Source organism: Rhodococcus sp. K11/5 (assembly GCF_055193735.1).
This window is the reverse complement of the sequence record NZ_CM143721.1, coordinates 1007332-1031562: the sequence shown is the minus strand read 5'-3', so window position 1 is coordinate 1031562 and position 24231 is coordinate 1007332. Positions and strand designations below refer to the sequence as shown.

Sequence of the window (24231 nt, the reverse complement as noted above, 5' to 3'; positions counted from 1 at the left end):
CGTTCTTCCTCAGTTCGTGGTGGGGGTCGAGTCGCGAGCCAATCGCCGCAGCACGCCGACGGCCTTCTTTCGGCCGTAGGCCACGACCGTCCGGCGGCCGTCGTCATGCGTCCATTCGAGCAACGCCGAGCCGTCGTCCACGGACCCCTCGAGGACCGTGGGAGTACCGGTCAGCGGAAGGGGTCCGACGACCTTGATCGACAACCCCAGCACCTCGGTCCAGAAGTAGTCGTCCGTCGGAGCGCATCGTGCCGGCTTGCCCACCGCCGACGCTGCGGCGACTCTGCCCTGAGCGATCGCGTTCGACCAGAACGGCGTTCGACGGGGTGCACCGTCCGTGCTGCGTAGCCACGACACGTCGCCGGCAGCGTAGATTCCCGCCACAGAAGTCGCGCACCGATCATCGATGCCGACACCACAGTCGTCCGCGATGCCGGTCCCGTCGAGCCACGCCGTGCCGGGTATCTCCCCGGCGCAGGTCACCACGAGGTCGGCCGCGAGATCGTCGCCGTCGATACGGATCCCGCTCACCGGGTCGCCGACCAATTCGACCGGTGTGCGCGCCCGTCGGTAGGCGACGGACTGCGAGGCAGCCCGCGCGAGAACGGCTTCGGACAGGAACGGGCCGAGAATTCGTTGCAACGGCGGGTCCACGTCGACCACCGTGACCGGAATGCCCCGCGCTGCACAGGCACTGGCCACTTCCATCCCGAGGAATCCCGCACCGACGACGACCGCGGACGACGCCGTCTCCAAGCGGTCCCGCAGTGCACCCGCGTCGGCGAGTGTGCGCACCACTCTTTCCCCGCGCTGACCCGCGGCCGCCAGTCGGCGTGCGTCCGCGCCTGTCGCCACGATCAGGATGTCGTAGTAGACGGGGTCGCCGTCGTCGAGGGTGATCATCCGCCGGTCGGTGTCGACTCCGGTCGCTCGCCCCGCGACAGCGGAGACGTTCAGATCGGAGAGATTCCACGTGTCCGACGCGCCGAGACCCTCGGCAAGAACACGTTTCGACAGCGGCGGCCGGGCGTAAGATCCGTCCGGGTCGCCGCTGATCAAGGTGATCGGCCCCTCGTGCTCCAGTGCTCGGAGCTCTCTCACGGCGGTGCACCCGGCAATGGAGTCACCGACGACGACGACGTGTGCGCCGTGGCTCACGCCTGTTCTCGCAGCGCGGCCACCGGGCACACCCCCACTGCGGAACGCGCCCCGGCGACGAACTCGTCGGGAATGTCGGCACCGTCGTAGGCGTGGTGTAGCTCGCCCTCGTCGTCGAGGCTGAACACCTCCGGTGCCTGCTCGGCGCAGATGCCGTGTCCCTCGCAGCGATCCCATTCGACGTCGATCTTCATGATGCGGTCCTCTCTGCTGTGACCAGCCTCAGTGGGAGGCGGTCGAATCGATGGATGACGTTGTTCACCGCGCGCGACGGAGTTCCCGCGGGCTCTATCTTCTCGACGCGCTCGGCCAGCACCCGCAGGATCGTGGAGGCCTCCAGGCGAGCGAGACCCTGACCCGCACAGCCGTGCACTCCGGATCCGAAGCCGAGTTGACGGGACGCGTCGCGGGTGATGTCGAACGAGTCCGGGTCGTGCCACTCGCGGGGGTCGCGGTTGGCCGAGGCGTAGAGCACCAGTACCCGAGCGTCCCGCGGGATCACCACGCCGCCGACGTCCTCCGCTCGCACGGCCCGTCGAGAGAACGCCCGGATCGGTGACTCGAACCGCACCACCTCGTTGATCGCATTCGGAATCAGTGACGGATCGTCCCGAATCGCCTGCCACTGGTCCGGGTGTCGCGAGAACAGGTGCAGTGCACCGGAGATCGCACCGATGGTGGTGTCCAACGACGGGCCGAGATAGTCGATCATCAACGCCGGACACTGCGATTTCTCGATACGGCCCTCGTCTGCGGCCGTGAGAACGTCCGCGCCCATGCTGCCCGGCAGCACCGAACGTTCACGGACCACGCGCCGCGAATAGGCGAACATTTCCGTCGCCGCTCTGGTCGCCGTCACGGCATGGCGATTCAGGGGACCGAGCACATCGAATGTTGCTCCGGCCCAACGCAGGAGATCGTCTCGGCCGTCGTCCGGCCATCCCACCAGGTCGGGGACGATCGACATCGGAAGCGCCGTCGCCAGGTCGTCCACTCCATCGATACTCTGTTTCGCGATCGCGGCTTCGACGATCTGCTCCGCTTTGTCCTGCACCGCCGACGCCATCTTCCGGACGGCCTTCGGGGTGAGCCGATGGGCGAGCACGGACCGTTTGAGGGTGTGCTCGTCGCCGTCGCTGTTCAGCGTCGTTCCCCGGCCCAGGCGGTTCGCCACGGGATTGAGCGCCACACCGTCGCCCGAGATGAACGTCGCGTCGTCGAGCAGCACCTGCTTGCACTCCGCGTATTGCGTGATCGCGTAGACCTTCTGACGAGACAGCCACACCACCGGACCGAGCGCTCGGAGCTCTGCATAGTGCGGGAGCGGATCGAGGATGGCATCGGTGGAGTAGATGTCCTTCCCGTACCGGGGAACGATCGTGTCTGCAGTCATCGTGATTCCTCCATGTCGATGCGGGTCATCGGGCGAACCGCACCGTCGTCCGTGGCGTACCGAGGTCGAGCATCGCGTCGTCGGCGGCGATGGTCACCTCCACCACGTCACCGTCCTGCAGGTACGCCGGGTTGTTCGCCTCGGCCTACCGGAGAACGTCTGCGGACTCCGCGGCCCGGAACGCCGCAATCGGTGTGCGGGATCGATCGTCATGACGACTCCTCGTATTGGTGACGATATCGTCACCTATGATGGTAGCCACAGTCAAGGGCTCGACATCACCGTTGTCGCCGGAGTGCCGCCTAGACTCCGATCAACACTGGTCGCCGAAAGCAGGAAGTCCATGACCGAGGTCAACCGGCTCGAACGTCGCAAGGCGCGCACTCGCGCCGCGCTCGTCAGCGCGGCGCAGACCTTCGTCGCCGAAGGACGGTTCAACGCGCCGGTTCTCGAGATCACGCAGGCAGCAGATGTGGGAATGGGATCGTTCTACAACCACTTCGAGAGCAAGGAAGATCTGTTCCGCGCCGCGGTGGACGACGCACTGGAATCGGTCGGCGCGTACCTCGACACCCTGACCGTGGATCTGGTGGACCCGGTCGAGATGTTCACCCAGTCCTTCAGACTTGCCGGCCGGCTGTTCAGGCTCGAACCCGAGCTCAGTCGCGTCTTGCTGAATTCGGTTCCGGCCCTCTCCGATTCGACCCGAACCGGACTCGCCCCCCGGTCGCTGCGCGACATCCAGGCCGCCGCCGCGGTGGGTCGGTTCGACATCGACGATCCGGAGTTGGCTCTCGCGTTGGTGTCCGGCTCCCTGCTCGCTCTCGGTCGACTGCTCATCGACCAACCCGATCGCGACGACGAGGTGGCGGTTGATGCGATGACCGTGAGCGTGCTGCGGGCGCTGGGAGTATCGGCGGCCGAAGCGAACCACCTCTGCAGTCGCCCACTCCCCCCGACGTACGACGAGGCCCTGCGGACCGTTCTCGACCGGGCGGTTCTCCGACGCGAGAGCTGAGGCCCCACAACGTCACCGTGACGGCATGAACGGTGCGTTCGCACCACCCGCGTCACGCTGACAACGACATCGACTCCCCCGTACACGACGAGGAGGGGGCCGCCGATCCCGCACAGCCTGCGCCAGAGCCGCGGTGTGCCGAATACCCCTGCGCGACAGGGACCGGAATCAGAGCGGCAGCACGTTCGACGAGTCCGATGGCGCCCAGCAGTGCGCCGGCCTCGACTCCCATCGACACCTTCGCTCCTTGCGTTATCTGCATCACGCATGCAATATTCGCATATCGCATCGGGAGGGGCCGGGTGCGGACACCGGAGGGGAGTCTCATGATCACAGTGACCAGTGCCGCGGGCGGTGTCGGACGGGGACTCGTCCGACAATTGGCACGACGAGATGTTCCGGTGCGCTCGGTGGTGAAGAACGACGACCAGGCCCGCACGACACGACGAGACGGCGCGACGGAGATCGTCGTGGGCGACCTACGATCTCCACTGACACTCGACGAGGCCCTGGAGGGCACCACCGTTCTGTACCACGCAGCCCCCACGCAAGTCATCGACGAGCGACCCATCATCGAGCACCTGATCGCATCGGGACCGTCGCATGGACTGCCGCACATGGTGTTCCACTCCGTGATTCATCCGAACCTGCACGAGCTGACACACCACCATCAGAAGGACATCGCGGAAGACCTGTTGCGCGACAGCGAAATCGCCACGACGGTGCTCAGGCCGTCGCACTACATGCAGAACTATCTGGAAGTGTGGGAGTTCCTGCAGGCCGGTGTCATGCCCTACCCGGTCTCGCCCGACAGCGTCATGGGTGTCGTCGATCTGGCCGACGTCGCCGAGGCGGCGGCGAACGTCCTCGTCGACCCATCGCCTCACACCGGCCGGACCTACGACCTGTCCACGGTGGAACTCACCCGCCACCAGATGGCGCAGATCTGGTCGGACGTGATGGGACACACGGTGACTGCCGTCCGCATTCCGCCGTCGTCCCTGACGAACTCGCTGGCAGTACTGCCCGCGCTCGTCTCGGTGGTCGGACACGCAGTGCAGTCGACGAAGCTGGGCTCGGTCGGACACCTCGTCCGCGGCGCGCGAGCAGCGTCCAACCCCCGTGACATGAAGAACTGGCCACCGGACGCACGCGAGGCATATCGCGTGATGATGACCCACTACGACGGCCACGGGCTTCCCGCAGGAAATCTCGCGGATCTCCCGGGACTACTGGGCCGTGCACCGACCACGTACGACGAGTTCGCGCGGCGCTCCTGCGTGGAGCGCGGACGTACGCCGGCGGCCGTTCCCCGATGAGGCGCCCGGCTCCGCGATACCGGCCGGGCCGCGCGCTGGTCACCGGCGCGAGTTCGGGAATCGGCGCCGAGTTCGCCCGGGCACTCGCTGCCCGCGGCTGCGATCTGGTCCTCGTCGCGCGACGCGAAGATCGACTGACAACGCTGGCGGGCGAACTCGAAGCAGCCCACGGCATCGAGTGCCGCACGGTGTCCCGGGACCTGTCCGAAGAGGCGAGTGGCCGACGTCTGCACGACGTCGTCCCCGAACGAATCGATCTGATCGTCAACAACGCCGGGTTCGCCGTACAGGGACCGTTCGAAGACGGCGCCGCCGACGAGTTCGAACGGCTCATCGCCGTCGACGTCCGCGCCGTGGTGGACATCTGCTCTGCCTTCCTCCCGCAGATGATCGCCCGCGGAAGCGGAACCATCGTCAACGTCGCCAGCACCACAGCGTTCCAACCTGTGCCCACCCTTGCGGTCTACGCGGCGGCCAAGGCATTCGTCCTGAGCTTCACCCAGTCACTGTGGTACGAATCCGCGCGCCACGGGGTCACCGTCTTCGCGCTCAACCCCGGCCCGACTCGCACCGAGTTCTTCGACGTGATCGGCGACACCGCCGCGGCTACCGGCAACTACCAGACCCCGGCCGAGGTCGTGGCCACCGCCATGCGCGCTCTGGATGCCAGAACCTCGCGCCCACAGGTGATCTCGGGACGACGAAACGCCGTGCAGGCGACCGTGGCCGGACTCGTCCCGCGCGGCTTCTCCTGCCTGCCCTCGCGCGAATGCTGCACTGACGGAAGCGCTGAGCTCGACACCCGGGACTGTACTGTCGCGCTCATGGCCAGGGTCTCGAAGTTCACGCTCGCCGATCGACGTGACGCGGTGGCACGCGCCTTCGGCGGCACCGAAAGCCCTGCGGTGGTGGCGCAATCCCTCGGTATTCATACGACCACTCTCTACCGCTGGGCCGAATCCACGTCGACGGACGACCCCGTGCCGGCGCCCGCCCGCCTCGTCGAAGCCACTCAGACACTGCTCCGGTACGCCGACTACGCCGACATCACGATCGACGACGTCGCCGTCGAGTGCGGTCTGGCACCCAGGACGGCGTTCCATCACTTTCCCACGAAACGCGATCTGTTCCGGGCAGCGATCGACGATGCCGCCGCCGTGCTGATCGACCGCATCCACCAGAAGTCCCTCGCCGCCACCTGGCCCGGCACCCCACTCGAGCAACTGCAGATGTTCCTCCACATCGCCGCGGAAAGCATCTACGAGACCCCGCGCACCCATGTCCTGTTCCGCAACCTCGGAGTGCCGAAATCGGACGGAACCGCGGAACGTTGGCACGATCATTTCGTCGACGCGATTCATCAATTGTTGCGCGCCGCAATCGAAGCCGGGCACATCGACGACCGTACGGACCTGCTCGGCTCGGCGCGTGTGATCACCGGCGCCATGCGCGGCATTCACGAAGCGGTGTTCGACGGAGCCGAAGCGGAGACCGCACTTCACCTCGTCGACCGACTTCATCTGCTGATTCCACGCCGCTGACACACTCGGGCCACCCGGTCCGGACACGTCGCCGATCGGTACCGACCGAATCGTCGCCGAACGCGCGCACAGGCTGCACACAACCGTCCACCGGATGGCCGGATGTGACGCCGAAGGCGTGGTTGTGTGCAGCTGGTGCGCGGTACCGGCGAGGAGACTTCGGTTCTGCCGACAGGGTGGTCGTCCACCCTCGACGTCGCGCCGAAGCAGCGCAGACGTTCGCCGGCGGTCGATCAGAGCTCCTCGGCGCTCTGATCGCGAAGGTACTCACGGAGGTACGGCAAGGCGAAGTCGACGTAACCGCGCCGTGTGGGGTGGATGAGCTCGGCCGCAATCAATCTCAATCGATACTGGCTGGCGTAGTTCACGTCGACGCCGAGTCGGCGCGCAATCTCCCCCATCTTCGAGGGACCGTCGTCGTGCGACATAGCGAACAGAAAAGACTTGTCGATGTCGGAGACTGCGCTCAGCGCCGGCTCGTGCACGAGGATGCCCAGACGACGACGTGCTCTGGCCACGCCCTCGGTCGCATCCGCCGGAGAGATCTCGTCGTCGTTCGGGTGGAGCCGCCACGTCTGCGCTCCGATGAGTTGCAGAAGGAACGGGTAACCGTCAGCTGCGTCGATCATGATGCGAAGTGCTGCATCGCCGACGGTTCGACCGGCCGCTTCGATCGGTTCGCGAAATCCGCGCTCGACGTCCCTACGGGTCACGGAGCCCAGTGAATACCGCTCCGCCCGACGGAGAAAGGTGAGCACATCGTCGTTGACCAGGTCGCTGACGCTCGCGGCGAGGCCGGCGCCGGCGAACGCGAGATCGCGGCCGTCTCGGAATGCGTGTTGGACCGTCGTCGCCAGCTCGCGCAACTCCACGCGCTGGTTCTGGTGGATCTCGTCCAACGTGATCAACACACCTGACCGACGTTCGGCGAGCAAGTCCGTCAGCATGTCGAGCTGGTTGCGGAGGCCGGCGTGCGATACGTGGGTATCGGTTGTGTCCCAGTCGACCCGCCCGATGTTGAACGGTGCCGTCAACCCCTTCACCCGGCGCTGTACTGCGTCGGGATCGAAATCGCGCAGCATCCGTGGCAGGTGCTGCTGGGTCATCCGCTCGACGAAACCCGGTGTAGCGGTCTCGCTGACAACGAGCCAACCCCGCTGACGTGCAAGATCTTCGACCGCATTGAGCATGACGGTCTTGCCGGCGCCGCGCGCACCCGTGTAGAGCGTCGCGCGACCCGCCGAACCCGGCCCGTCCTCGAGCGCCTCGTCGAACTCGTCGAGTACGGCCTCACGGCCGACCAGCAGCGGAGGGCTGACCCCGAAGCTGGCGTGGAACGGATTCGGCATGCCCGAACCGTAGCAGGTGAGTTTAGACTTTTTTAGATTCTTTAGAGTCGGTTAGATACGCGAGCTCGCCGCCGATGTCCTCGCACCACTGCTCGACCGTAGTGTCAGGGGACGACCGCCCGCGGGTTGTTCGTGCACGCCCGGCCAGGCTTGTACGGTCACCCGATCTCGCGCCGACCCGTGGCGCCATCCCGGAATGGATCTCGCGAGTGCCCCCACCACAGCGAACGTCTGCCTCGCACTCCAACCGGTACGAACGGCACCGAAGTCGAACCCGGTCTGCGCTCATCGGCGCTGCATGCGATCTCCTTGCCGGGTCCGTCGGGACCGATGCAAGCATTCAGCAGATCACCGACCGCGCCGACGTGGCCGTCGGAACGTTCTACAACCATTTCGCCGACAAAGCGGAGCTGTTCCAGGCAGCCATCGCCCGGACTCTCGACGACTTCGGCGCGTTCTTCGACGACGCGACGGCCGGCGTCGATGATCCTGCACTGCGGTACGCGAACGGAATTCGGATGACCCTGCATCTGAGGCGAACTCACCGACAGATGACCGACATCGTCGTGAGGCTTGGCTTCGACGCGCTCGCACACGACCGCGCCCTCATCCCGCGTGCATCGAAAGGGCTGAAAGAGGCAGCGGAGTCCGGACGATTGCACATCGCCGATATCGACACCGCGATCGCGTGTACCGCGGGATCGATGCTCGGTTGCATCAATCTGCTCGCGGGCAACCCCACCGCCGACACCGACGCCGTGGCCACCGAACTGGCGACCAACCTGCTTCGCATGTTCGGCCTACCGGAGTCGGAGGCACGAGCGCTGGCGTCGGCGCCACTGCCGACACCGGGGCAGAAGTTTCCAACCCGTCCATCGACTGACGAAATAATCAACTCTGAAGGTCGTTGACACCGGTTCCACGCGGGCGTGACGATCACGTCCGACGAAGGAGCGCCATGACCACCACACGCACCACCGAGTCCGACTCGGCCGCGGACACCACGATCGTCGACGTCGTCATCGTCGGACTCGGTCCTACCGGAGCGACGGCGGCGAACCTGCTGGGCCAACGCGGTATTCGCACCGTTGTCGTCGAGCGAGATCTCACCGTCTTCCCCCGTCAACGGGCCATCGCATCGGACGAGGATGCGCACCGGGTGTGGCAGGGGCTCGGATTGTTCGACGAGATGCTCGACACCATGTCCACCGACGTGCGCGTCCACCTCAAACACGGCAAGCGGACATTCCTCACGATGTCCTCGGCGGAGAGTTTCGATCAAGGTGTGCCCGGCATGGCGTTCTACCACCAGCCCGAGCTCGAACGTGTTCTGCGTGAGGGCATTTCGCGGTTCCCGACCGTGACGGTGATGCCCGGTTTCGACGCGGTCGCCCTCAGCCAGGACAAGGACTCCGCCACCGTCACGCTGCGGCCGATCAACGGCGGACCCGACCGACAGATCAGCGCCGAGTACGTCATCGCTGCCGACGGTGGGTCCAGTCCGATTCGCAAAATGCTCGGGATCGCATTGCCGGGCAAACACATCGCCGAACAGTGGTTCGACATCCAACTCCGGGCCTGGTACGACCTGCCCGTGGACGCCCCGCTGGACTTCACGTTCATCGCCGATCCGAAACGCCCCGGCGTCGACTGCCCGTGCCCGATGGGATACCACCGCGTCGAGTTCCGGGTGAACAAGGGTGAGACGGTCGAGCAATTGCAGACCGAACAGGGACTTCGCGGACTGCTGGCCGAACGCAACATCGACTACGACCAGGTCGAAGTCTTTCGGAGCTGGGGCTATACCTTCCACATCCGCCAGGCCGAGACATGGAGCAGAGGAAGGGTTTTCCTGGCCGGCGACGCAGCACACATCATGCCCCCGTTCGCCGGTCAGGGCGTCTCGTCCGGTGTGCGTGACGTGGCCAACCTGTGCTGGAAAATCGATGCGGTGCTCAACGCCGGCGCCGACCCCGAGCTGTTGCGAACCTACGAGCCGGAGCGTCGACCCAACGTCGTCGCGCTCACTCGCTTCTCCCTCGGCATCGGCCGTCTGGTCATGCTTCGCAACAACACGGCCGCGCGTGCTCGGGACGGAATCATCACCGCCGCGACGAAGATCCCCGGCGTGCGGCCGTGGCTGACGAGCATGGGCCTCAAGCCCCGCTACGAGCTGGGGACCGAGGGCGGCTTCTTCGGCGGACCGGACAAGCGGCGCAGCCTTCGTGGATTGTTCGTGAAACAACCGTGGGTCGTCTCCTCCGATCTGGCCGCCGTGCGCCTCGACACCGTGCTCGACAACCGATGGACCTGGATCGGGTTTCCGTCCTCCCCCATTCCGCCGGAACTCGCAAGCGCCGGTGTGGCCGAAGTGAAGCTCGAGTACGCCTCGGCGATCGCCACGCACTCGGTTCCCGACGGTCACTACGTCGACAGCGAAGGCGTTCTGGAGAAGCAGATGCGCCGAGCACGGGTGAACGGACTGCTCGTCCGCCCGGACCACTTCGTATTCGGCGGCGACTCCGAGCTCACACCCGACGACTACCGACGGGTCGCCGACGTGGTGGTCCGAACACCGCGGGTCGCGACCGACGCTCACCGGTAGGTAGGCGACGGTCAGCCACTGAGTTGCCATCGGCGCGACGGCCGGGTTCACCGGACGGTACTCGAGACGCTGCACCATGGCGGTGTGCCGCTCGCCGCTGGTGAGGCACGGTGCATGCTTCCCGTCGTCCGGGCCGAGCAGACGGGTCGCACCCGGGCTTGTCGAGCCGGTGTCGCGCGGCACGGCAGTGTTTGGGACGATTCGGGCATGACGACGAACGGGCAAACGCCCTCCGCCGATGGGCACAACGAGCAGGGTCGACCCGGGCTGGACCAGCGACCCGTACTCGATGACGTCGCCAGGGGGCGGCCGCCGGCGACGGAAATTGCCGCCAACGTCGTTCGCGGCGGTCTGATCGGTCTGGCGGAGACGGTACCCGGGGTCTCCGGCGGCACGGTCGCCCTGGTCACCGGCATCTACACCCGGGCCATCGCGGCGGCGAACGATCTGACGGACATCGTGAAGGCAATGGTGACGCGGTCCGACGTGCGCGCCGCGGTCCGTCGGGTCGACTGGTGGCTGCTCGTCACGGTCGGCGTCGGCATGTTGGTGATGGTGTTCTCGGTGGCGGGGATCATGGCGGATTTCGTCACGAATCAGCCCGTCTACTCCAAGGCACTGTTCATGGGCATGATCGCGATGTCGGTGGCGATCCCGTTCATGGAGATCACTCGTGGCGCTTTCCCCACCACCCGGTCCCGACTGTCTGCTGTGGCGCTGTTCGTCGTTCTCGCTGTCGGGGTCGTCGCTCTCACGTCGCTACCCGGGGCCGAGGCGTCGAATCCGTCGTTGATTCTCGTGTTCTTCGCCGCGACGATCGCCATTTGTGCGCTCGTGCTGCCCGGCGTATCGGGGTCGTTCTTTCTGCTGGTCATCGGCCTGTATGCACCGACACTCACGGCCGTCGACGAACGGAACCTGACGTACCTGGCCGTGTTCGCCCTGGGCGCTCTGGTGGGGTTGGCCAGCTTTGTTCGACTGCTCGAGCGGTTGCTGGCGAACCATCACGATCTGGCGATGGTCGCCGCTGCCGGTCTGCTGTTGGGATCGTTGCGGGCACTGTGGCCGTGGCAGGGCGAGAACCGAGAGCTGCTGGCCGTCGGGAACGAATGGCCCGCTGCCTTGGGGTTGTTCGCCGTGGGAGTTGCGGTCGTGGCTGTGGTTGCGATCGTTCAACATCGACTGGCAACCACGCGTACGCCCTGACCGACACCGGAGGGCGTACGCGCAGAAGGCCAGGAAGAAATCCGACGATCAGCTCCGCCGGGCTCGCTCTTCGTATGCCAGCCTGGTCGCGGTGTCGACGTCGCCCAAGAACGACCGGTCCACGCCGAGTGCGCGGTTGAGCGCTTCGCTGACCTGATGGGGGAAGAACTTCTGGCTCGCTGCCAGGGCGCCGACGAGCGTGGGCACTCGGACCTTGGATCTGGGCCGTTCGATCAGCGCGGCCACAGCCCGAGCGATCGCTTCGGGCTCGCAGTTCTTCTGTCCGGGAATCTCCTTGATGCCGGCGCTCAATTCGGTGTTGACGACGGATGGCAGTACTACCGAGAAATCGATTCCGGTGCCGCGGTGCTCGACCCGCGCAGCATCGGTGAAGCCGACGACGGCGTACTTGCTGGCGCAGTAGGTGGCCAGTCCGGGCGAGTACACCTCGCCGGCGAGCGAGGCGATGTTGACCACGTGTCCACGTCCGCGGGGCAGCATTCGCCGAACAGCGAGTTTGGAGCCGGTGATCACTCCGAGGACGTTGATGTCGAGTATCCGCCGGGTGACCGCATCGGATTCGTCGGCGATCCGGCCGGTGGGCATGATGCCGGCGTTGTTGACGAGCACATCGATCGGCCCGAGCGATGCCTCCACGTCGTCGAGAAACGTCTCGAAGGAGTGGGCGTCGGTCACGTCGAGCTTGCCGTGAGTAGCCAGACCGAGGGCGGTCGCGGATTCGGCGAGTGCGCCCTCGTCGATGTCGCCGATCGCGACTCGTGCGCCCAACTCGGTCAGGACCTGCGCGGTTGCGAAGCCGATTCCGCGGGCGCCGCCGGTGATCGCTACGACGCGACCGGCAAGAGACTGAGCCATCGTGTTACGTCCTTCTCTCGTTGGTGAAGACCTGCTCCGGGCGATATGCGCTGCCGCTCCGACGGTCTCCGCCGAGTTCTCCAGCACCACCTCGCCTGGCTTATGGTGTGCATCACGTTCCATCACGATGACACAAGGGCGTGGGCGGTTTCTTGACGAGATCGGCTAATCAGGTCCCGCGTTTTTGTACCGGAAGTACAACGGAAGAGGTCTGCCCATGTCCGGTGACGATCGAGCGTCGGCCTGGATCCGTGCGTTCTCGGCGGAGGCGTTGGCCCCCGACGTTTTCGACGGTTTCGTCTCCTGGTTCGACGCCGCCATCGTGGCGGAGGTCGGCGACGTGACCGCCGACCGAGAGTTGCGCCGGGACCTCGAGGCCAGCACGCGAGAGCAGGGACGCGCGATGCTGATCTGGCTCACCGGGGATTCCACGGAAGTGACCCCGCCTCAGGCGGCCCACGATCTCGCGCGCACGATTGCTCGACATGGTCTGCACCTGAGGGTCCTGATGCAGATCTATCGGGTGGGCCAGAAGGCGCTCCTGAGGTTCGCCGCGGAAACGGCACGAGAACGCATCACGGATCCCGCCTTGGTGCCGACGGTGTTGATTCTGCTCCTGGAGCGGGCGAACCAGTGGCTCAACGTGTCGCTGGAGATGCTCACCGACAGCTACACCGAGGAACGAGAACGTGGCCTGAGTGGCACATTCGCCCTGCAGGCAGAGGTGGTCCGGACAATCCTTCGAGGTGAGACCGTCGACACCGCAACAGCGTCGACGCGCCTGCGTTACCCGCTGACGCGGTACAACACCGCCCTCGTGCTGCGTTTCGAGGATGCGTCGGCGGAGCAGGTCGACGATGCGATCGGTGTCCTCGAGTCCGTCGTCCGCGCGGTGGCCGCGAGGAGCGCTCGGTCCCGGGTGCTGACCGTGCCGTCGGGATCGCGAGGGCTGTGGGCATGGATCGCGACTCACGCCGAACCGGATCACCCGACGCGCGATATCGAGGCGCATCTGCCGGCCGGGGTGTCGGTCGCACTGGGCGGTCCGGCACAGGGAGTCCGGGGTTTCCGGCGAAGCCATGTCGAAGCACTCGCCGCACAGAAGATCTCCGAGTTCCAGACCCCTGCATCGCCGCTCACCCACTACCGAGACGTCGAGGTCGTCCATCTGCTCGACGGACACCCGGATGCGGCGAGGGAACTGGTGTCGCGCGAATTGCGCGGACTCGACGGCACGGACCCGACCTCCGTCCAGCTGCGGCGCACGGTGCGCACGTACCTCGACGTCGACCAGAGCCCCGGCGCGGCAGCGCGAGCTCTCGGGGTGCACAAGAACACCGTGAGGTACCGAATTCAACGCGTCGAGCAGATGCTCGGGCGCCCCATTGTTCAGAACAGACTCACACTCGAACTCGCGTTGCAGTACGCCGCCGTTTACGGGGCGTCGACTGCCGAAGAGCGAGGGTGACGGCCGGACGCGTGGACCTCCGCCGAACCGCCGTTGGTCCACGGTTTTCGCCCACGATGCGCCCGGCCGGACAGTGGGCCGGCAGGGCGTTGGTGGTTCCTTCCTCATTCGATCGGGAGGGTGTCACGACGTGCCGCGCAGGTGCCGGACAGTTCTACCGACGCCTGTTGCGACGCTGTTCGTAGAGAGAGCGATCGGCACGTGCGATCGCGCCGAACACGTCGCCCTCCTCACCCACCGTGACAATGCCGAAAGATATCGAACCACGTTGCCGAGCAATCAAATTCTCGTTGACCCGCAGCAACCGCGACTCCGCCATCGCGCTCGACGCGCCCACCATGGAGAGCACGAATTCGTCCCCGCCGTATCGCACGATGAGGTCGTATTCCCGAACATTTGCACGTACTTCTCGGACGATCTCGCGCAACACACGGTCACCCGCCTCGTGACCGAGCGTGTCGTTGACCGCCTTCAAGCCATCGACGTCGACGAAGCCGATCACCATCGGAACACGGGTGCGACGCGACCGTTCGCAGTCGCGGACCAACTCTCTGGCACCGCTGTCGCGGCGATACGCGCCGGTTGTCTCGTCGATGTCGTGAGAGGCACGCTCCGCCGCTGCCGCCGCCCGGTCCGCCCTGGCGTGAAGGCGCATGGCCGCGCTCCGAGCACGGTCGGCAGCGGACGCCCGTCGGTCCCTCGACGCCCACGACCTCGCGGCGCCGTCGTCGGTGGTGGCGGGCGCCGCGGACTGTCGAGCCCGCGCGTCACCGTCGCGCGTATTCGCCGCGGTGTCCCGCCGATCCGACGATTCGTCGTGCACGGCGGCGTCGGCGTCCAACCGGTCCGACAGCGCATCACGGTCGGACACGGCTCGGTCGTGGGCCGGTGAACCACGGCCGGGGCCCGTCGTTTCGTCGTCCATGCCTCGCCTCACGCCCCGATCGGTCAACGCTCCCGAATCGGGACGTTCGCCGTCCTGAACCACTGGATGACGCCCGGCGCGCGGGCCGGTGACTGTGTCGATCGCGACTCTCGAGCCGACGGTACGCCACGGCAACGACCGTGAACCCTCCAACCGTGGACCGTGAGGGTCCCGACGCCCACCGAGGGAGCGCGCGCTACGCCACCGAGCCCGCGATCGACGCCGACATGACAGCACAGGCGGCCCTGAGCGCCGCCCTTCGAGCAGACGACGACTGACTACCGTTCCGGCGGTTCGTCGCACCCCCCGTGCCCCGATGACCGGCACCAGGCGCGACGGATATCGGTGGTCGTCCACGAACAGCACGACACCGCTCAGGACATCGGAGGCCAGTGACGCCAACGATGCCGATTCGGCGAATGCGCGAGCGCGCAACCGCGCGGACGCATCTGCCATTGGCAGGTCCAGTTGCTCGGCGAGAGCCCCATCAGCGATACCGATATCCCCCCTGATCGGATCGAAAGGTCCCGCAGACCCATCGAATTCGGTGTCCTCGACCGCGGACGTATACGCCACGAGTTCGGCGCTCACTGCGTCGCCGAGCGCGGGTAGAACGCTGCGCGCCGACTCGACCTCACACTCGGTCAACGGGGTGGTGCCGTGACGGTGCAGCGTCGACACACCCGAAGCCCCACCCCCGGCGGTCGGAGGAAACTCCGCGGCGGACATCAGTGAATGGCATACAGCGCTGGCGACACCCATGTTGCTCGACAAGATGCTTCTTACGATCCGCCGACCGCGCAACTCGCCGATCCCTCACTGCCTGCACGTTCGGTCGACAGATACACCGGCTGTGAACGGGAGGAGTGGCGTTGACCCCTGATGATCATCTACCCCAGGATGCGACGAACCGCCTCTGCCGTCATCGCGTCGTCGGCCGGTCCCATGTCGAGGTTCCGATGGCTGGCAAGGCCTTCGACGAGTGCATCGAGCATTCGCGCGGTCGCGGGATCGAACCACCGCTCGAATACGGCCCGGCTGTGCCCCATCCAGGTGTGAGTGATGTTCCGGAAAGCTGAATTTCGAGCAGCGAGGGTATAGAGCTCGTACGTGAGGACGAGGTCACGCTCGTTGCCGAACACCTCATGGTTGATCACATCGATCACTGCGTCGTACGCTTCGCTACGCGTGGTCGCGATCGTCATCCGGCGATCGAACCGATCGGCCACAGTGCCGGCGAAGCGCGAGAATGCCTCGTGCAGAAGGTCGTCCATCCCCGCAAAGTGGTACGTCATCGACCCCAGCGGGACATCGGCGACCGCGGCGATCTTGCGGTGCGAAGCCCCAGCGACACCGTTCTGCGCGATGACGTCCAGGCACGCATCGATGATCCGGTCCCGACGACACGGATCTGTGCGCCGTGGCCGCGTGGCCGCGACTTTCGGTGCAACACTCATCACTCGATCCGACGGATCGCGCGGGCAGGGTTCCCGGCAGCGACAACATCGGGTGGCACATCGCGGGTGACCACGGCGCCGGCACCGACGACGGAATTGTCGCCGATGCTGATGCCAGGACAGACGATGACGCCGCCCCCCAGCCACACATTGTTTCCTATCGAAATAGGTCGCGCCGACTCGAACTTGGCGCGTCGCGGTTCGGGATCGATCGGGTGGATCGGCGTCAAGAGTTGAACGTTCGGACCGATCTGGCAGTCCTCGCCGATCGTGATGCGGGCGACATCGAGCGCCGTGAGGTTGTAGTTGACGAACGTTCCGGCACCGATGTGAATGTTCTCGCCGTAATCGACAAAGACTGGCGGCTTCACGAATGCGCCTTCCCCCAGGCTGCCGAGAAGTTCATCGAGAATCGCTCGAGCTGCTACCGGGTCCTGGCTCGCTGCGCGCTGATAGTCGCCTGCGAGGCGTACGGCGCGCTGCGCGAGTGCGGTGTTGTCGGCGTCGTCGTCGATGTAGAAGTCGCCGGCGAGCATGCGCTCGCGATTGCTCCGCCCGTCAGCGGCATAGCTTATCGTCCCCATATGTACGACCGTACGCTCAGCGTGTCTGCCCGTCACCGGGCGCGGGACGGGGCACACGCCCGCTCGCGAACGGTGTGGGCCTCGTACCGGAAGCCCCCGGCACCACGCCGGATTTCCCTCGGAAAGGACTTCATGCCTCACACGATCGCCTGGACAACAGGGACCTGGACGAACGACCCCGTTCACGTAGCAGTCGACGACGACGGGATGCGCGTCACCGCCCGCGAGGGCAGCGACGCGTGGCGCACGACCTCCTACGGTTTCGTCCACGCGTCAGAACATGCTCTGCTGGCACCCCTGCCGCCGGAGACCGCGGTCGAGGTGCAGTTCCGCCTCGACTTCGTCCGTCAGTTCGACCAGGCCGGCATTTTCGTCAAGGTCGACGACACCTCGTGGACCAAAGCGGGCGTCGAGGTCAGCGACGGAGAATGCAGCTTGGGAGCTGTGGTGACTCGAGGCAGCTCCGACTGGTCGTTACGCCCGGTGGATGAGTGGACCGGGCGTCTGGTGACAATCCGTGGCAGCCGGTCCGGCAACGCGCTGACCGTACGCGCCCGGGTCGAGGACGACCCCTGGCAACTCGTCCGAGTCGCACCCCTGGATCCGGACGCTGCCGTGTCGGCGGGCCCTTACTGCTGCGCACCGACACACGCCGACCTCACCGTCCACTTCACAGCGTGGCGCAGCGCCCCGGCCGACACCGCATTGCATCCGGACCCGTAAGCCTGTTCCCCACGGATCCCGACGAGCGCTGTACAGCAGTCCGGGCGGCCATCTCTTTGCGACACTGTTGGGGTGAACGACCAGGCTCAGACCCCCTCCTCGACCCCATCTGCCCGAAACCGGGTCCTCTACGTCACCGACCTGGCGTACGAAGCACGCGGGCGCCGCTACTGCGATGAGGACATCTACCTGTCGGCGCGGCTCCGAGAACACGTCGACATAGCGCTGTGCCACCCCTCGGATGCCTCGAAGTTCATGAACTCTTTCGACGCTGTCCTCGTGCGAAACACCGGCCCGGCGATCTATTACCAACAGGACCACGATGCTTTCAAGGCATCTGCTGCGGCACAGCAGACCCTGGTGCTCTCCGAGATGAGCGGCAAAGCCGACATGGCCGGGAAGCAGTACCTGGTGGAGCTGTTCGCCGACGGGTATCCGGTCATTCCCACCGTCGATCGCGCCGCCGATGTGGCACGCCTTCCCGAAGCCGTCGAATATGTGGTCAAGCCCAAATTCGGCGCGGACTCGGTCGGTCTTCGATTCGTCCACGACGACGAACTCGCTGACTTGAACGAGGACGACATTCTCATCCAACCCCGAATCGACTTCGACTACGAGGTGTCCTTCTACTTCATCGGCGACACATTCGAATACGCCCTCTATGCGCCGGACCCCAGCCGACGATGGGATCTGGAACCCTACGAATCGACGCGAGCCGATCTGGATTTCGCTCGACAGTTCGTCGACTGGAACGACTTGAGACACGGGATTCAACGCGTCGACGCGTGTCGCACCAGTGCGGGCGACCTGCTTCTCGTCGAGCTCGAGGATCTGAACCCCTATCTGTCGCTCGACCGAGTCTCCGACGCGACACGAGACGTGTTCGTCGCCCATCTGGCCGCAAGTATCGACTCGATGATCAACGGTTCATCGAGACCGAATCGATCGGCAAGTCGCGGCAAGGATCCGTCCATCGGCTGACGAGAAAGACTGACTCCTCCCGTTTCCCTCGCGCATGGCTTCGACGCTACCTACCCGGTCGTCGCTTATCAGTCCAGGATGGCGGTGGCTTCGACCTCGACGAGCACGTCGGGCTCGAACAAGTAGTCGACGCCGATCAGCGATGCGGGCGGCATGGGAAGCGGTAGCCCGATTTCCCCAGCGACATCGTCGATGCCGGCCATGAATTGCGTGATCTTCTCGGGCGACCAGTCGGTGACGTAGAAGGTCAACCGCAGAACGTCGGCGAAGGTGGCGCCGGCCCCGGCGAGGCCTCGTGCGGTGTTGCGCAACGCTTGTGACACCTGACCGGCCAGATCACGCGGGGCGACGGGAGTGCCGTCCCCGAGTCGGGCGACCTGGCCGCTGACGTGCACGTGCCGAGTCCCCGTCCCGACCGACACGTGGTGATACGGGGTGGGTTGCGTCATGCCTTCGGGCGTCGAGTACGCGACGGACATCGAAGTTCTCCTTCAAGAGTTCGAGCAGGTATACAACTGATACCTGGTCTACGAAGGTCACTTCAACGGAACGAGGTTTCATGACCGATACCCCCAGCACACCGGTCGAGCTCACCATCAGCGCCCCACATCGCGAGCTGCTCGATCAGGTGCTCGACAAGTGGTCGCTGGCCGTCCTGAACGAACTGTGCGACGGCCCTGCCCGGTTCAACGGCCTACGGCGTGCAATCCCGTCGGTCACTCAGAAGTCACTGACTGCGACACTGCGAAAACTCGAGCGCAACGGGATAGTCGAGAGGGAGTTGCTCAGTTCGCGCCCGGTCGCTGTGGAGTACCGCATCACGCCCCTGGGGAAGACCCTGCGTCCCCCGATCGACGTCATCCTGGAATGGGCGAACGCGCAGATGCCGGACATCGAGAAAGCCCGTGCTCGGTTCGACGCTGGGGGGGGACCCCTGACGCCGGGACGGACGTGCGATTCGCATGCCGAAGTTGTGAAACGACAGGCCGGATCAGACTATTTCTCAGCACTTATGCTGGTCAGAGCCGCCTCATGGAGCCTCCTGTCAGGATTGAACTGACGACCTTTCGCTTACAAGGCTTCGACGACCCGATCAGGTGGATACATCTGGACTCACTAAAGGCGTTCTGAACTGCAGATTCGTCCATCAACGGCCGCTCCGGTCCACCTCCGTCCGTCCCAACTTGTGACACTCTCGTGACACCGAACTCCTGTGCCGTACCCACCAAATCGCTGACACTTGCGGCAAGGCCAGCACCGGTTAACGCCAGATCGCGGCAGTCACGAAATGCGCAACTCACAGTCGTCGCCACCTCGCGCAGCTGCGGACGCTGAGTCTGATGAATCAGGCCCAGCGTAATCAGCGCACCTATGCGGTGTTCGCCGAAGACGTCGATCACCGACTCACACTGGTTGCGTAGGGCGGCAGCAAGCGAACAGGCTTCGTCGCTCGCAAGAACATCGGTAAAACCGGCAAACAAGCCTTTCTCTGCCGACATCCAGACTGTCGGCTCGAATTCGATGCCACGTTGAATCAAAACGACGACGTCACATTTTTTGTAGCAAGCTATGGCGCCGTATGGCAATCGCTCGATGGGGCTATTCCGTACGAGCCGCTCAAGCGAATTCTCGACAAAGCGCAGCAAAATGCAATTCGCACGTGCGATTCGGAAGGGCTTACCGCGCTGCTGGACAGCATCGCCATATCGGTACCCATCGCGCACGCCAGAACAACCATACCGACGGGCGGCCGCCGAGAGTCGTTGGTAAAGGTCCGGAACGGCCAGAAAAATTTTAGGCGCATCTTACTTCAGAGAGACGGTCTGGCATGCGCAATCACAGTGCCCTGCCCAGAAGTAGCAATCGAGGCAGCTCATCTCCGCGCGTTCGCCGTCCACGAATCCCACGATCCCACTGAAGGAATTCTGCTGCTGTCGGACATTCACCAACTGTTCGACCGGGGCCTGATCGCAATCGATCCGGAAACGATGAAAGTCGTCGTATGTCCATCGCTCGAACCATACGAGTTACTACCGAAGCCTTAGTGGGACCATCGTCAAAGCCGGCCCGAGAGTCCAAGCACTATGCGATCACTACCGTGAGGCCGTAGCGGCATGGGTGATACCCCCGCAGCCTGGCGCGCACCAGCCCATTCTCCTAACCCAATAGAGTGAACGCTAAAAATCCTCGCTATTGCCGAAATACTCTCGGACGTCAATAGCAAGAAGAGTAGCGTAGTTGCTGTTGGGTCGGTTTCAGGAGGCTAAATCCGTCGTCCTACACCCTTACAAGAACTTATCGCTTCTCGCGGATGTTGCCCAGCAAAGTTTTTGGGTTGCGGCTCGTCCATCGACTCGAAAATAGACTGCCTGCGTACCTTCGAGATCTGCCCGGTTGATCTACCGGCGTCGACCTGTCCCTTGAGATCCGGCCGAAACTTCCCCCCATGGGCGGCGGTCGCTGTACGAAGATCTGGTTTGGGGTCCCGCACACTTGCATATCGTCAGAGGCCTGGTATTCCAGACTTCCGAGAACGCAAGTGGGCCCTCTATCCAAGTCACTACCTTTGAACCTTTTCGAGTTGAAACTACGGACCCTCGCTGCCCGTGAGGATTTGCACACGACTCAACCGCATGAAAGACACGTTTCGTATAGCTGTCGGACCCCTGGGCTCCGGTTAACCGTAGCCAACCGGTCAATGGTTCATGCATGATGGAGACCCTTCCTTTGGGTTTTGTCGCGATTCTGTCGGCTCCAAGTGAAATGTTCTGGCAGCTTCGATGGTCACGTTTGACTCTCTAATCAGCACAGAAGGATCGGGTGCACTGCATTCGAGGAGCTCGGCTTAGCCCCAATGAGAACGCACTCCGACGTGTCTTGATCGGCGGCCGCAAACCACATGATCAAGTGCGCGGCGACACGCCAGCTCCCCCATCGAACGCCCGGGCTCCGCATTTCCGGCTTGCTGCAATGGGTGCTCGGCCTCCCTGTAGCGGTGGTCCGATATTTGCGTCCTGACCCAGGGGCGATGGCTCACAACGGCCAACCCCGGAGATGCGATGCTTCCTTACGCCATGATTCCAGCGCGTAGGCAACCACAGTGAAAGGGTCAGAACCCGGCGGGTACGCCACGTCGATGTTCACCCGATGTCCCTCGCCATCGTCGAACGGGGACATACGGTCCGCCAGTGCAATCTCGCCATGAAACCTGCCACCGCTTGCACGGCCTTCGAAGGCGCCAACCAATTCACCACCAATGCTGAGCTGAAAGAAGATGTCTGGATGCATACCCAGATTATGACATCGTTTCAGAGACAGCGTGAGTGAATGTGCTCGGCCCTATCCGACTAAAAGCCGCCAACGGCGCCTCGGCAACCTCCGATCGAGTTTGAGACGATCAATCACCCCGCACACGCGGCCTGATCCAGTCGATCCAATGCGTCAGCCGGAGTGGGGAAGTCCCGTGCATCCACATCCCCTGACTGACACATCGGGGTCAACCGCGAACTCGTCATGCGAGGCGGAGGAACGCGGTCGCTCACGGCACCACCTCGACCTTCAGGCCCTCCAACGCACGGCAACGCCGCTGTCGAGCTTCCCCGTCGGGCGGTACTCAAGAGGAGCAGTCAATGACCACGCATGCCTGCCAGCAACGCCTCGACAGCAACCTCGCCCAGCACCGACTACAACGACTAGGGTCGCGGCATGGGACACAAGGAGCCGATGTCGATCGCTGCTGCACTGAGGGAAATTCAAGGGCACAGACTCATCCTGCCGGCAATTCAGCGAGAGTATGTGTGGAAACCATCGCAGGTCATTCGGGTTTTCGACTCCGTCATGCGCGGCTACCCGGTGGGCAGTTTCCCCTCATGGAAGGTGTTGCCGGAGACGATCAATTCATTCAAGTTTTACGGTTTCATGAGGGACTATAGCGCTTTTGACAAGCGACACAACCCTGTGATCGACATTCCGAACGATAGGGAGATCGTTGCAATCCTCGATGGCCAGCAGCGGTTGACGTCACTTAACATCGGGCTGCGCGGTTCGTATGCGTACAAGAACCACGGCGGATGGGCGAACAAGCCCTGGTCATACCCTGAGCGCCGCTTACATCTGAATTTGGCCGGTGAAGCCCCCGAGAACGAACTCGGACTCAAATACCACTTCCAGTTTTTGACGTCCGGCGACGTCGATGCGGCCGTTGATGACGTCACGAAGAAGTGGCTACCGGTCAGCGAGATATTCGAGGCATCGGAAACTTCGACACTGCTACAGGTACTGGCAAAGTACGAGGTCGGCAACGACCTGGTTGCTTCTTCGCTGGTCAGCAAACTTTGGGACCAGGTTCACAAGACAGCCAGCCTGCATTTCTACGAAGAGGATGACCAGGACATCGAACGTGTCCTCGACATCTTCGTTCGTGTCAATTCCGGCGGCACGGTGCTCTCCTACAGCGACTTGTTGTTGTCCATTGCGACCGCTCAGTGGGACGGCGACGCCCGGGCAGCGGTCCACAAGCTTGTCGACGCACTCAATCAAACGGGCAACGGTTTCAACTTCTCCCGTGACACCGTCCTGAAGGCCGGCCTCGTACTCGCAGACGTCGGCGACATCGGGTTCAAAGTAAAAAACTTCACCACAGCAAATATGGCGAAGCTAGAGGCGGGGTGGGATGCGATGAGCACCTCGCTGCACGTCGCAGTCGGCCTACTCAGCGACTTTGGACTCTCCGGGGGCTCTCTTACCGCCGACAGTGTATTGGTTCCCGTCGCCTACTACGTGCACCAGCGGAAACTTGACCACACCTACCGCCAATCGCCAAAGACACGGGAGGACCGGCAGGCTCTGCGATCATGGGTACTTCGGTCGCTGATCGTGCGCGGCGTGTGGGGATCGGGCCTCGACACCTTGCTGCGCGATCTGCGCGAGGTCATACGACTCCATGGGCAGTCGAAGTTTCCGGTAAGCGCGATCGAGCAGACGATGTCGCACCGCGGTAAACCACTGGCCATCACCGATGCACTCATCGACGACATAGCCGGACTGCAATACGGTCGGCCGCGAACCTTTGCCGTTCTCGCGGCCCTGTTCCCGCACATCGACACCCGTAACCAGTTCCATGTCGATCACGTGTTCCCAGCGTCTCAGCTCGACCGACCCAAGCTACGGCGACGACAAGCCCCCGACGGCACGAAGGAGTTCACTACCGATCAGATCGACAATCTAGTTGCGCTGCGAGATTGTTTGCCCAATCTGCAACTCCTGCCCGGACTGGAAAACATCGGCAAGTCAGCGAAAGCACCCGATGACTGGATGGCCACGGAATACCCATCACCAGATGACCGCAGTGCATACCTCGCCCGCCACGCACTACCAGCAACACTTCCGCATACCGTCGGCGAGTTCACAGACTTCTTCGAGAGGCGACGACAGCTACTGGTCACCCGTATCCACGACATGCTCGACCCCCAGACAACCGGTACGGTCGCGACGTCGACTAGCGCACCGGACCTTGATGAGGAACTCGCCGAGGGCAACGACGACTGACCGACTCGCGCAGTCAACCGCCAACCTGTCGGCGCAAGTCGAAGTCGCCGCTCAATCGAGGCCACACCTCCCCTTCCGGTC

At 64.2% G+C, this 24231-nt stretch carries 23 protein-coding genes and 2 pseudogenes; 13 read left to right on the top strand and 12 right to left on the bottom strand.

The genetic code is table 11. The features are described from left to right. Positions 1–9: 9 nt before the first annotated feature. Genes ACY466_RS05015 through ACY466_RS05005 form a run of 3 tightly spaced genes read right to left on the bottom strand, consistent with a single transcriptional unit; the run spans position 10 to position 2551 of the window. Positions 10–1158, bottom strand: coding sequence for an NAD(P)/FAD-dependent oxidoreductase (locus ACY466_RS05015; RefSeq protein ID WP_463250313.1), 1149 nt, complete (start codon positions 1156–1158; stop codon positions 10–12). Further along, on the bottom strand, positions 1155–1352 hold the full coding sequence (locus ACY466_RS05010) for a ferredoxin (protein WP_463250311.1): 198 nt from the start codon (positions 1350–1352) through the stop codon (positions 1155–1157). The genes ACY466_RS05015 and ACY466_RS05010 overlap by 4 nt, the downstream gene beginning before the upstream one ends. After that, positions 1349–2551: a cytochrome P450 gene (locus ACY466_RS05005; RefSeq protein ID WP_463250309.1), complete on the bottom strand. Its 1203-nt coding sequence runs from the start codon at positions 2549–2551 to the stop codon at positions 1349–1351. Before ACY466_RS05005 ends, ACY466_RS05010 begins: the two co-directional genes overlap by 4 nt. Before the next feature lie 343 nt (positions 2552–2894). On the opposite strand from ACY466_RS05005, the gene ACY466_RS05000 reads away from it, so the two are divergent. The 3 genes from ACY466_RS05000 to ACY466_RS04990 all read left to right on the top strand — a co-directional run bounded on the left by ACY466_RS05000 (position 2895) and on the right by ACY466_RS04990 (position 6429). Then, positions 2895–3569 (top strand): TetR/AcrR family transcriptional regulator, encoded by a 675-nt coding sequence (locus ACY466_RS05000; protein WP_463250307.1) that lies wholly within the window; start codon positions 2895–2897, stop codon positions 3567–3569. A gap of 326 nt (positions 3570–3895) precedes the next feature. Beyond that, positions 3896–4888 carry an SDR family oxidoreductase gene (locus ACY466_RS04995; protein ID WP_463250305.1) on the top strand — a complete coding sequence of 331 codons (993 nt, stop codon included), beginning with the start codon at positions 3896–3898 and terminating at the stop codon, positions 4886–4888. Further along, the gene (locus tag ACY466_RS04990; RefSeq protein ID WP_463250303.1) at positions 4885–6429 is read left to right on the top strand and encodes an SDR family NAD(P)-dependent oxidoreductase; all 1545 of its coding nucleotides are present in this window, start codon (positions 4885–4887) and stop codon (positions 6427–6429) included. The genes ACY466_RS04995 and ACY466_RS04990 overlap by 4 nt, the downstream gene beginning before the upstream one ends. A gap of 233 nt (positions 6430–6662) precedes the next feature. Here the strand turns inward: ACY466_RS04990 and ACY466_RS04985 are convergent, their stop codons facing one another. After that, positions 6663–7778: an ATP-binding protein gene (locus tag ACY466_RS04985; protein ID WP_463250301.1), complete on the bottom strand. Its 1116-nt coding sequence runs from the start codon at positions 7776–7778 to the stop codon at positions 6663–6665. Between the two features lie 74 nt (positions 7779–7852). Here ACY466_RS04985 and ACY466_RS04980 point away from each other — a divergent pair, with 74 nt between their 5' ends. The 3 genes from ACY466_RS04980 (at position 7853) to ACY466_RS04970 (ending at position 11589) form a co-directional block, all read left to right on the top strand. Beyond that, positions 7853–8689 (top strand): TetR/AcrR family transcriptional regulator, encoded by an 837-nt coding sequence (locus ACY466_RS04980; RefSeq protein ID WP_463250299.1) that lies wholly within the window; start codon positions 7853–7855, stop codon positions 8687–8689. Positions 8690–8736: 47 nt separating this feature from the next. Beyond that, entirely contained in the window at positions 8737–10383 is a 1647-nt protein-coding gene (locus ACY466_RS04975) for an FAD-dependent monooxygenase (protein ID WP_463250297.1), read from the top strand. A 207-nt stretch (positions 10384–10590) separates the two neighbouring features. After that, positions 10591–11589, top strand: a complete 999-nt coding sequence (locus tag ACY466_RS04970; protein ID WP_463250295.1) for a DUF368 domain-containing protein — start codon at positions 10591–10593, stop codon at positions 11587–11589. Positions 11590–11637: 48 nt separating this feature from the next. On the opposite strand, the gene ACY466_RS04965 is transcribed toward ACY466_RS04970, so the two are convergent. Next, positions 11638–12465 (bottom strand): SDR family oxidoreductase, encoded by an 828-nt coding sequence (locus ACY466_RS04965; protein ID WP_463250293.1) that lies wholly within the window; start codon positions 12463–12465, stop codon positions 11638–11640. Between the two features lie 217 nt (positions 12466–12682). On the opposite strand from ACY466_RS04965, the gene ACY466_RS04960 reads away from it, so the two are divergent. After that, positions 12683–13933, top strand: coding sequence for a PucR family transcriptional regulator (locus ACY466_RS04960; protein ID WP_463250291.1), 1251 nt, complete (start codon positions 12683–12685; stop codon positions 13931–13933). A gap of 154 nt (positions 13934–14087) precedes the next feature. Here the strand turns inward: ACY466_RS04960 and ACY466_RS04955 are convergent, their stop codons facing one another. Beyond that, positions 14088–14804, bottom strand: coding sequence for a GGDEF domain-containing protein (locus tag ACY466_RS04955; RefSeq protein WP_463250289.1), 717 nt, complete (start codon positions 14802–14804; stop codon positions 14088–14090). A gap of 194 nt (positions 14805–14998) precedes the next feature. On the opposite strand from ACY466_RS04955, the gene ACY466_RS04950 reads away from it, so the two are divergent. Continuing rightward, the gene (locus ACY466_RS04950; RefSeq protein ID WP_463250287.1) at positions 14999–15136 is read left to right on the top strand and encodes a hypothetical protein; all 138 of its coding nucleotides are present in this window, start codon (positions 14999–15001) and stop codon (positions 15134–15136) included. A gap of 612 nt (positions 15137–15748) precedes the next feature. Here the strand turns inward: ACY466_RS04950 and ACY466_RS04945 are convergent. From ACY466_RS04945 to ACY466_RS04935, 3 genes and pseudogenes are all read right to left on the bottom strand, one after another. After that, positions 15749–16063: a TetR/AcrR family transcriptional regulator gene (locus ACY466_RS04945; RefSeq protein ID WP_463252135.1), complete on the bottom strand. Its 315-nt coding sequence runs from the start codon at positions 16061–16063 to the stop codon at positions 15749–15751. A 57-nt stretch (positions 16064–16120) separates the two neighbouring features. Further along, positions 16121–16315: pseudogene (locus tag ACY466_RS04940) on the bottom strand (TetR/AcrR family transcriptional regulator); the annotation flags it as partial. After that, the gene (locus tag ACY466_RS04935; RefSeq protein ID WP_463250285.1) at positions 16315–16851 is read right to left on the bottom strand and encodes a sugar O-acetyltransferase; all 537 of its coding nucleotides are present in this window, start codon (positions 16849–16851) and stop codon (positions 16315–16317) included. The pseudogene ACY466_RS04940 and the gene ACY466_RS04935, both read right to left, overlap by 1 nt. Before the next feature lie 180 nt (positions 16852–17031). On the opposite strand from ACY466_RS04935, the gene ACY466_RS04930 reads away from it, so the two are divergent. Both ACY466_RS04930 and ACY466_RS04925 read left to right on the top strand, forming a co-directional pair. Continuing rightward, positions 17032–17622, top strand: coding sequence for a DUF1349 domain-containing protein (locus tag ACY466_RS04930; RefSeq protein ID WP_463250283.1), 591 nt, complete (start codon positions 17032–17034; stop codon positions 17620–17622). Between the two features lie 72 nt (positions 17623–17694). Further along, positions 17695–18603, top strand: a complete 909-nt coding sequence (locus ACY466_RS04925; protein ID WP_463250281.1) for an ATP-grasp domain-containing protein — start codon at positions 17695–17697, stop codon at positions 18601–18603. A gap of 68 nt (positions 18604–18671) precedes the next feature. Here ACY466_RS04925 and ACY466_RS04920 read toward each other — a convergent pair whose 3' ends face one another. Then, positions 18672–19082 carry a RidA family protein gene (locus tag ACY466_RS04920; RefSeq protein ID WP_463250279.1) on the bottom strand — a complete coding sequence of 137 codons (411 nt, stop codon included), beginning with the start codon at positions 19080–19082 and terminating at the stop codon, positions 18672–18674. Between the two features lie 80 nt (positions 19083–19162). Here ACY466_RS04920 and ACY466_RS04915 point away from each other — a divergent pair. After that, positions 19163–19525: pseudogene (locus ACY466_RS04915) on the top strand (winged helix-turn-helix transcriptional regulator); the annotation flags it as partial. A gap of 97 nt (positions 19526–19622) precedes the next feature. Here ACY466_RS04915 and ACY466_RS04910 read toward each other — a convergent pair. Further along, on the bottom strand, positions 19623–20327 hold the full coding sequence (locus tag ACY466_RS04910; RefSeq protein ID WP_463252408.1) for a hypothetical protein: 705 nt from the start codon (positions 20325–20327) through the stop codon (positions 19623–19625). Positions 20328–20444: 117 nt separating this feature from the next. Here ACY466_RS04910 and ACY466_RS04905 point away from each other — a divergent pair, with 117 nt between their 5' ends. After that, on the top strand, positions 20445–20648 hold the full coding sequence (locus tag ACY466_RS04905) for an HNH endonuclease (RefSeq protein ID WP_463252134.1): 204 nt from the start codon (positions 20445–20447) through the stop codon (positions 20646–20648). A gap of 988 nt (positions 20649–21636) precedes the next feature. Here ACY466_RS04905 and ACY466_RS04900 read toward each other — a convergent pair. After that, a complete protein-coding gene (locus ACY466_RS04900; RefSeq protein WP_463250277.1) occupies positions 21637–21891 on the bottom strand; it encodes a hypothetical protein in 255 nt (84 codons plus the stop codon). 417 nt (positions 21892–22308) lie between these two features. Here ACY466_RS04900 and ACY466_RS04895 point away from each other — a divergent pair, with 417 nt between their 5' ends. Further along, the gene (locus ACY466_RS04895; protein ID WP_463250275.1) at positions 22309–24150 is read left to right on the top strand and encodes a DUF262 domain-containing protein; all 1842 of its coding nucleotides are present in this window, start codon (positions 22309–22311) and stop codon (positions 24148–24150) included. The last annotated feature ends 81 nt before the right edge of the window (positions 24151–24231 follow it).

What these genes read in the sequence shown, in the direction of transcription:
- ACY466_RS04980 (WP_463250299.1), top strand. Translation starts at nt 7,853, where the DNA reads ATGTCCTCGCACCACTGCTCGACCGTAGTGTCAGGGGACGACCGCCCG.
- ACY466_RS04930 (WP_463250283.1), top strand. Translation starts at nt 17,032, where the DNA reads ATGCCTCACACGATCGCCTGGACAACAGGGACCTGGACGAACGACCCC.
- ACY466_RS04965 (WP_463250293.1), bottom strand. Translation starts at nt 12,465, where the DNA reads ATGGCTCAGTCTCTTGCCGGTCGCGTCGTAGCGATCACCGGCGGCGCC.
- ACY466_RS04935 (WP_463250285.1), bottom strand. Translation starts at nt 16,851, where the DNA reads ATGCTCGCCGGCGACTTCTACATCGACGACGACGCCGACAACACCGCA.
- ACY466_RS04985 (WP_463250301.1), bottom strand. Translation starts at nt 7,778, where the DNA reads ATGCCGAATCCGTTCCACGCCAGCTTCGGGGTCAGCCCTCCGCTGCTG.
- ACY466_RS04960 (WP_463250291.1), top strand. Translation starts at nt 12,683, where the DNA reads ATGTCCGGTGACGATCGAGCGTCGGCCTGGATCCGTGCGTTCTCGGCG.
- ACY466_RS04995 (WP_463250305.1), top strand. Translation starts at nt 3,896, where the DNA reads ATGATCACAGTGACCAGTGCCGCGGGCGGTGTCGGACGGGGACTCGTC.
- ACY466_RS04990 (WP_463250303.1), top strand. Translation starts at nt 4,885, where the DNA reads ATGAGGCGCCCGGCTCCGCGATACCGGCCGGGCCGCGCGCTGGTCACC.
- ACY466_RS05010 (WP_463250311.1), bottom strand. Translation starts at nt 1,352, where the DNA reads ATGAAGATCGACGTCGAATGGGATCGCTGCGAGGGACACGGCATCTGC.
- ACY466_RS04920 (WP_463250279.1), bottom strand. Translation starts at nt 19,082, where the DNA reads ATGTCCGTCGCGTACTCGACGCCCGAAGGCATGACGCAACCCACCCCG.
- ACY466_RS04900 (WP_463250277.1), bottom strand. Translation starts at nt 21,891, where the DNA reads ATGCATCCAGACATCTTCTTTCAGCTCAGCATTGGTGGTGAATTGGTT.
- ACY466_RS05005 (WP_463250309.1), bottom strand. Translation starts at nt 2,551, where the DNA reads ATGACTGCAGACACGATCGTTCCCCGGTACGGGAAGGACATCTACTCC.
- ACY466_RS04895 (WP_463250275.1), top strand. Translation starts at nt 22,309, where the DNA reads ATGGGACACAAGGAGCCGATGTCGATCGCTGCTGCACTGAGGGAAATT.
- ACY466_RS04970 (WP_463250295.1), top strand. Translation starts at nt 10,591, where the DNA reads ATGACGACGAACGGGCAAACGCCCTCCGCCGATGGGCACAACGAGCAG.
- ACY466_RS04975 (WP_463250297.1), top strand. Translation starts at nt 8,737, where the DNA reads ATGACCACCACACGCACCACCGAGTCCGACTCGGCCGCGGACACCACG.
- ACY466_RS05000 (WP_463250307.1), top strand. Translation starts at nt 2,895, where the DNA reads ATGACCGAGGTCAACCGGCTCGAACGTCGCAAGGCGCGCACTCGCGCC.
- ACY466_RS04945 (WP_463252135.1), bottom strand. Translation starts at nt 16,063, where the DNA reads ATGACGATCGCGACCACGCGTAGCGAAGCGTACGACGCAGTGATCGAT.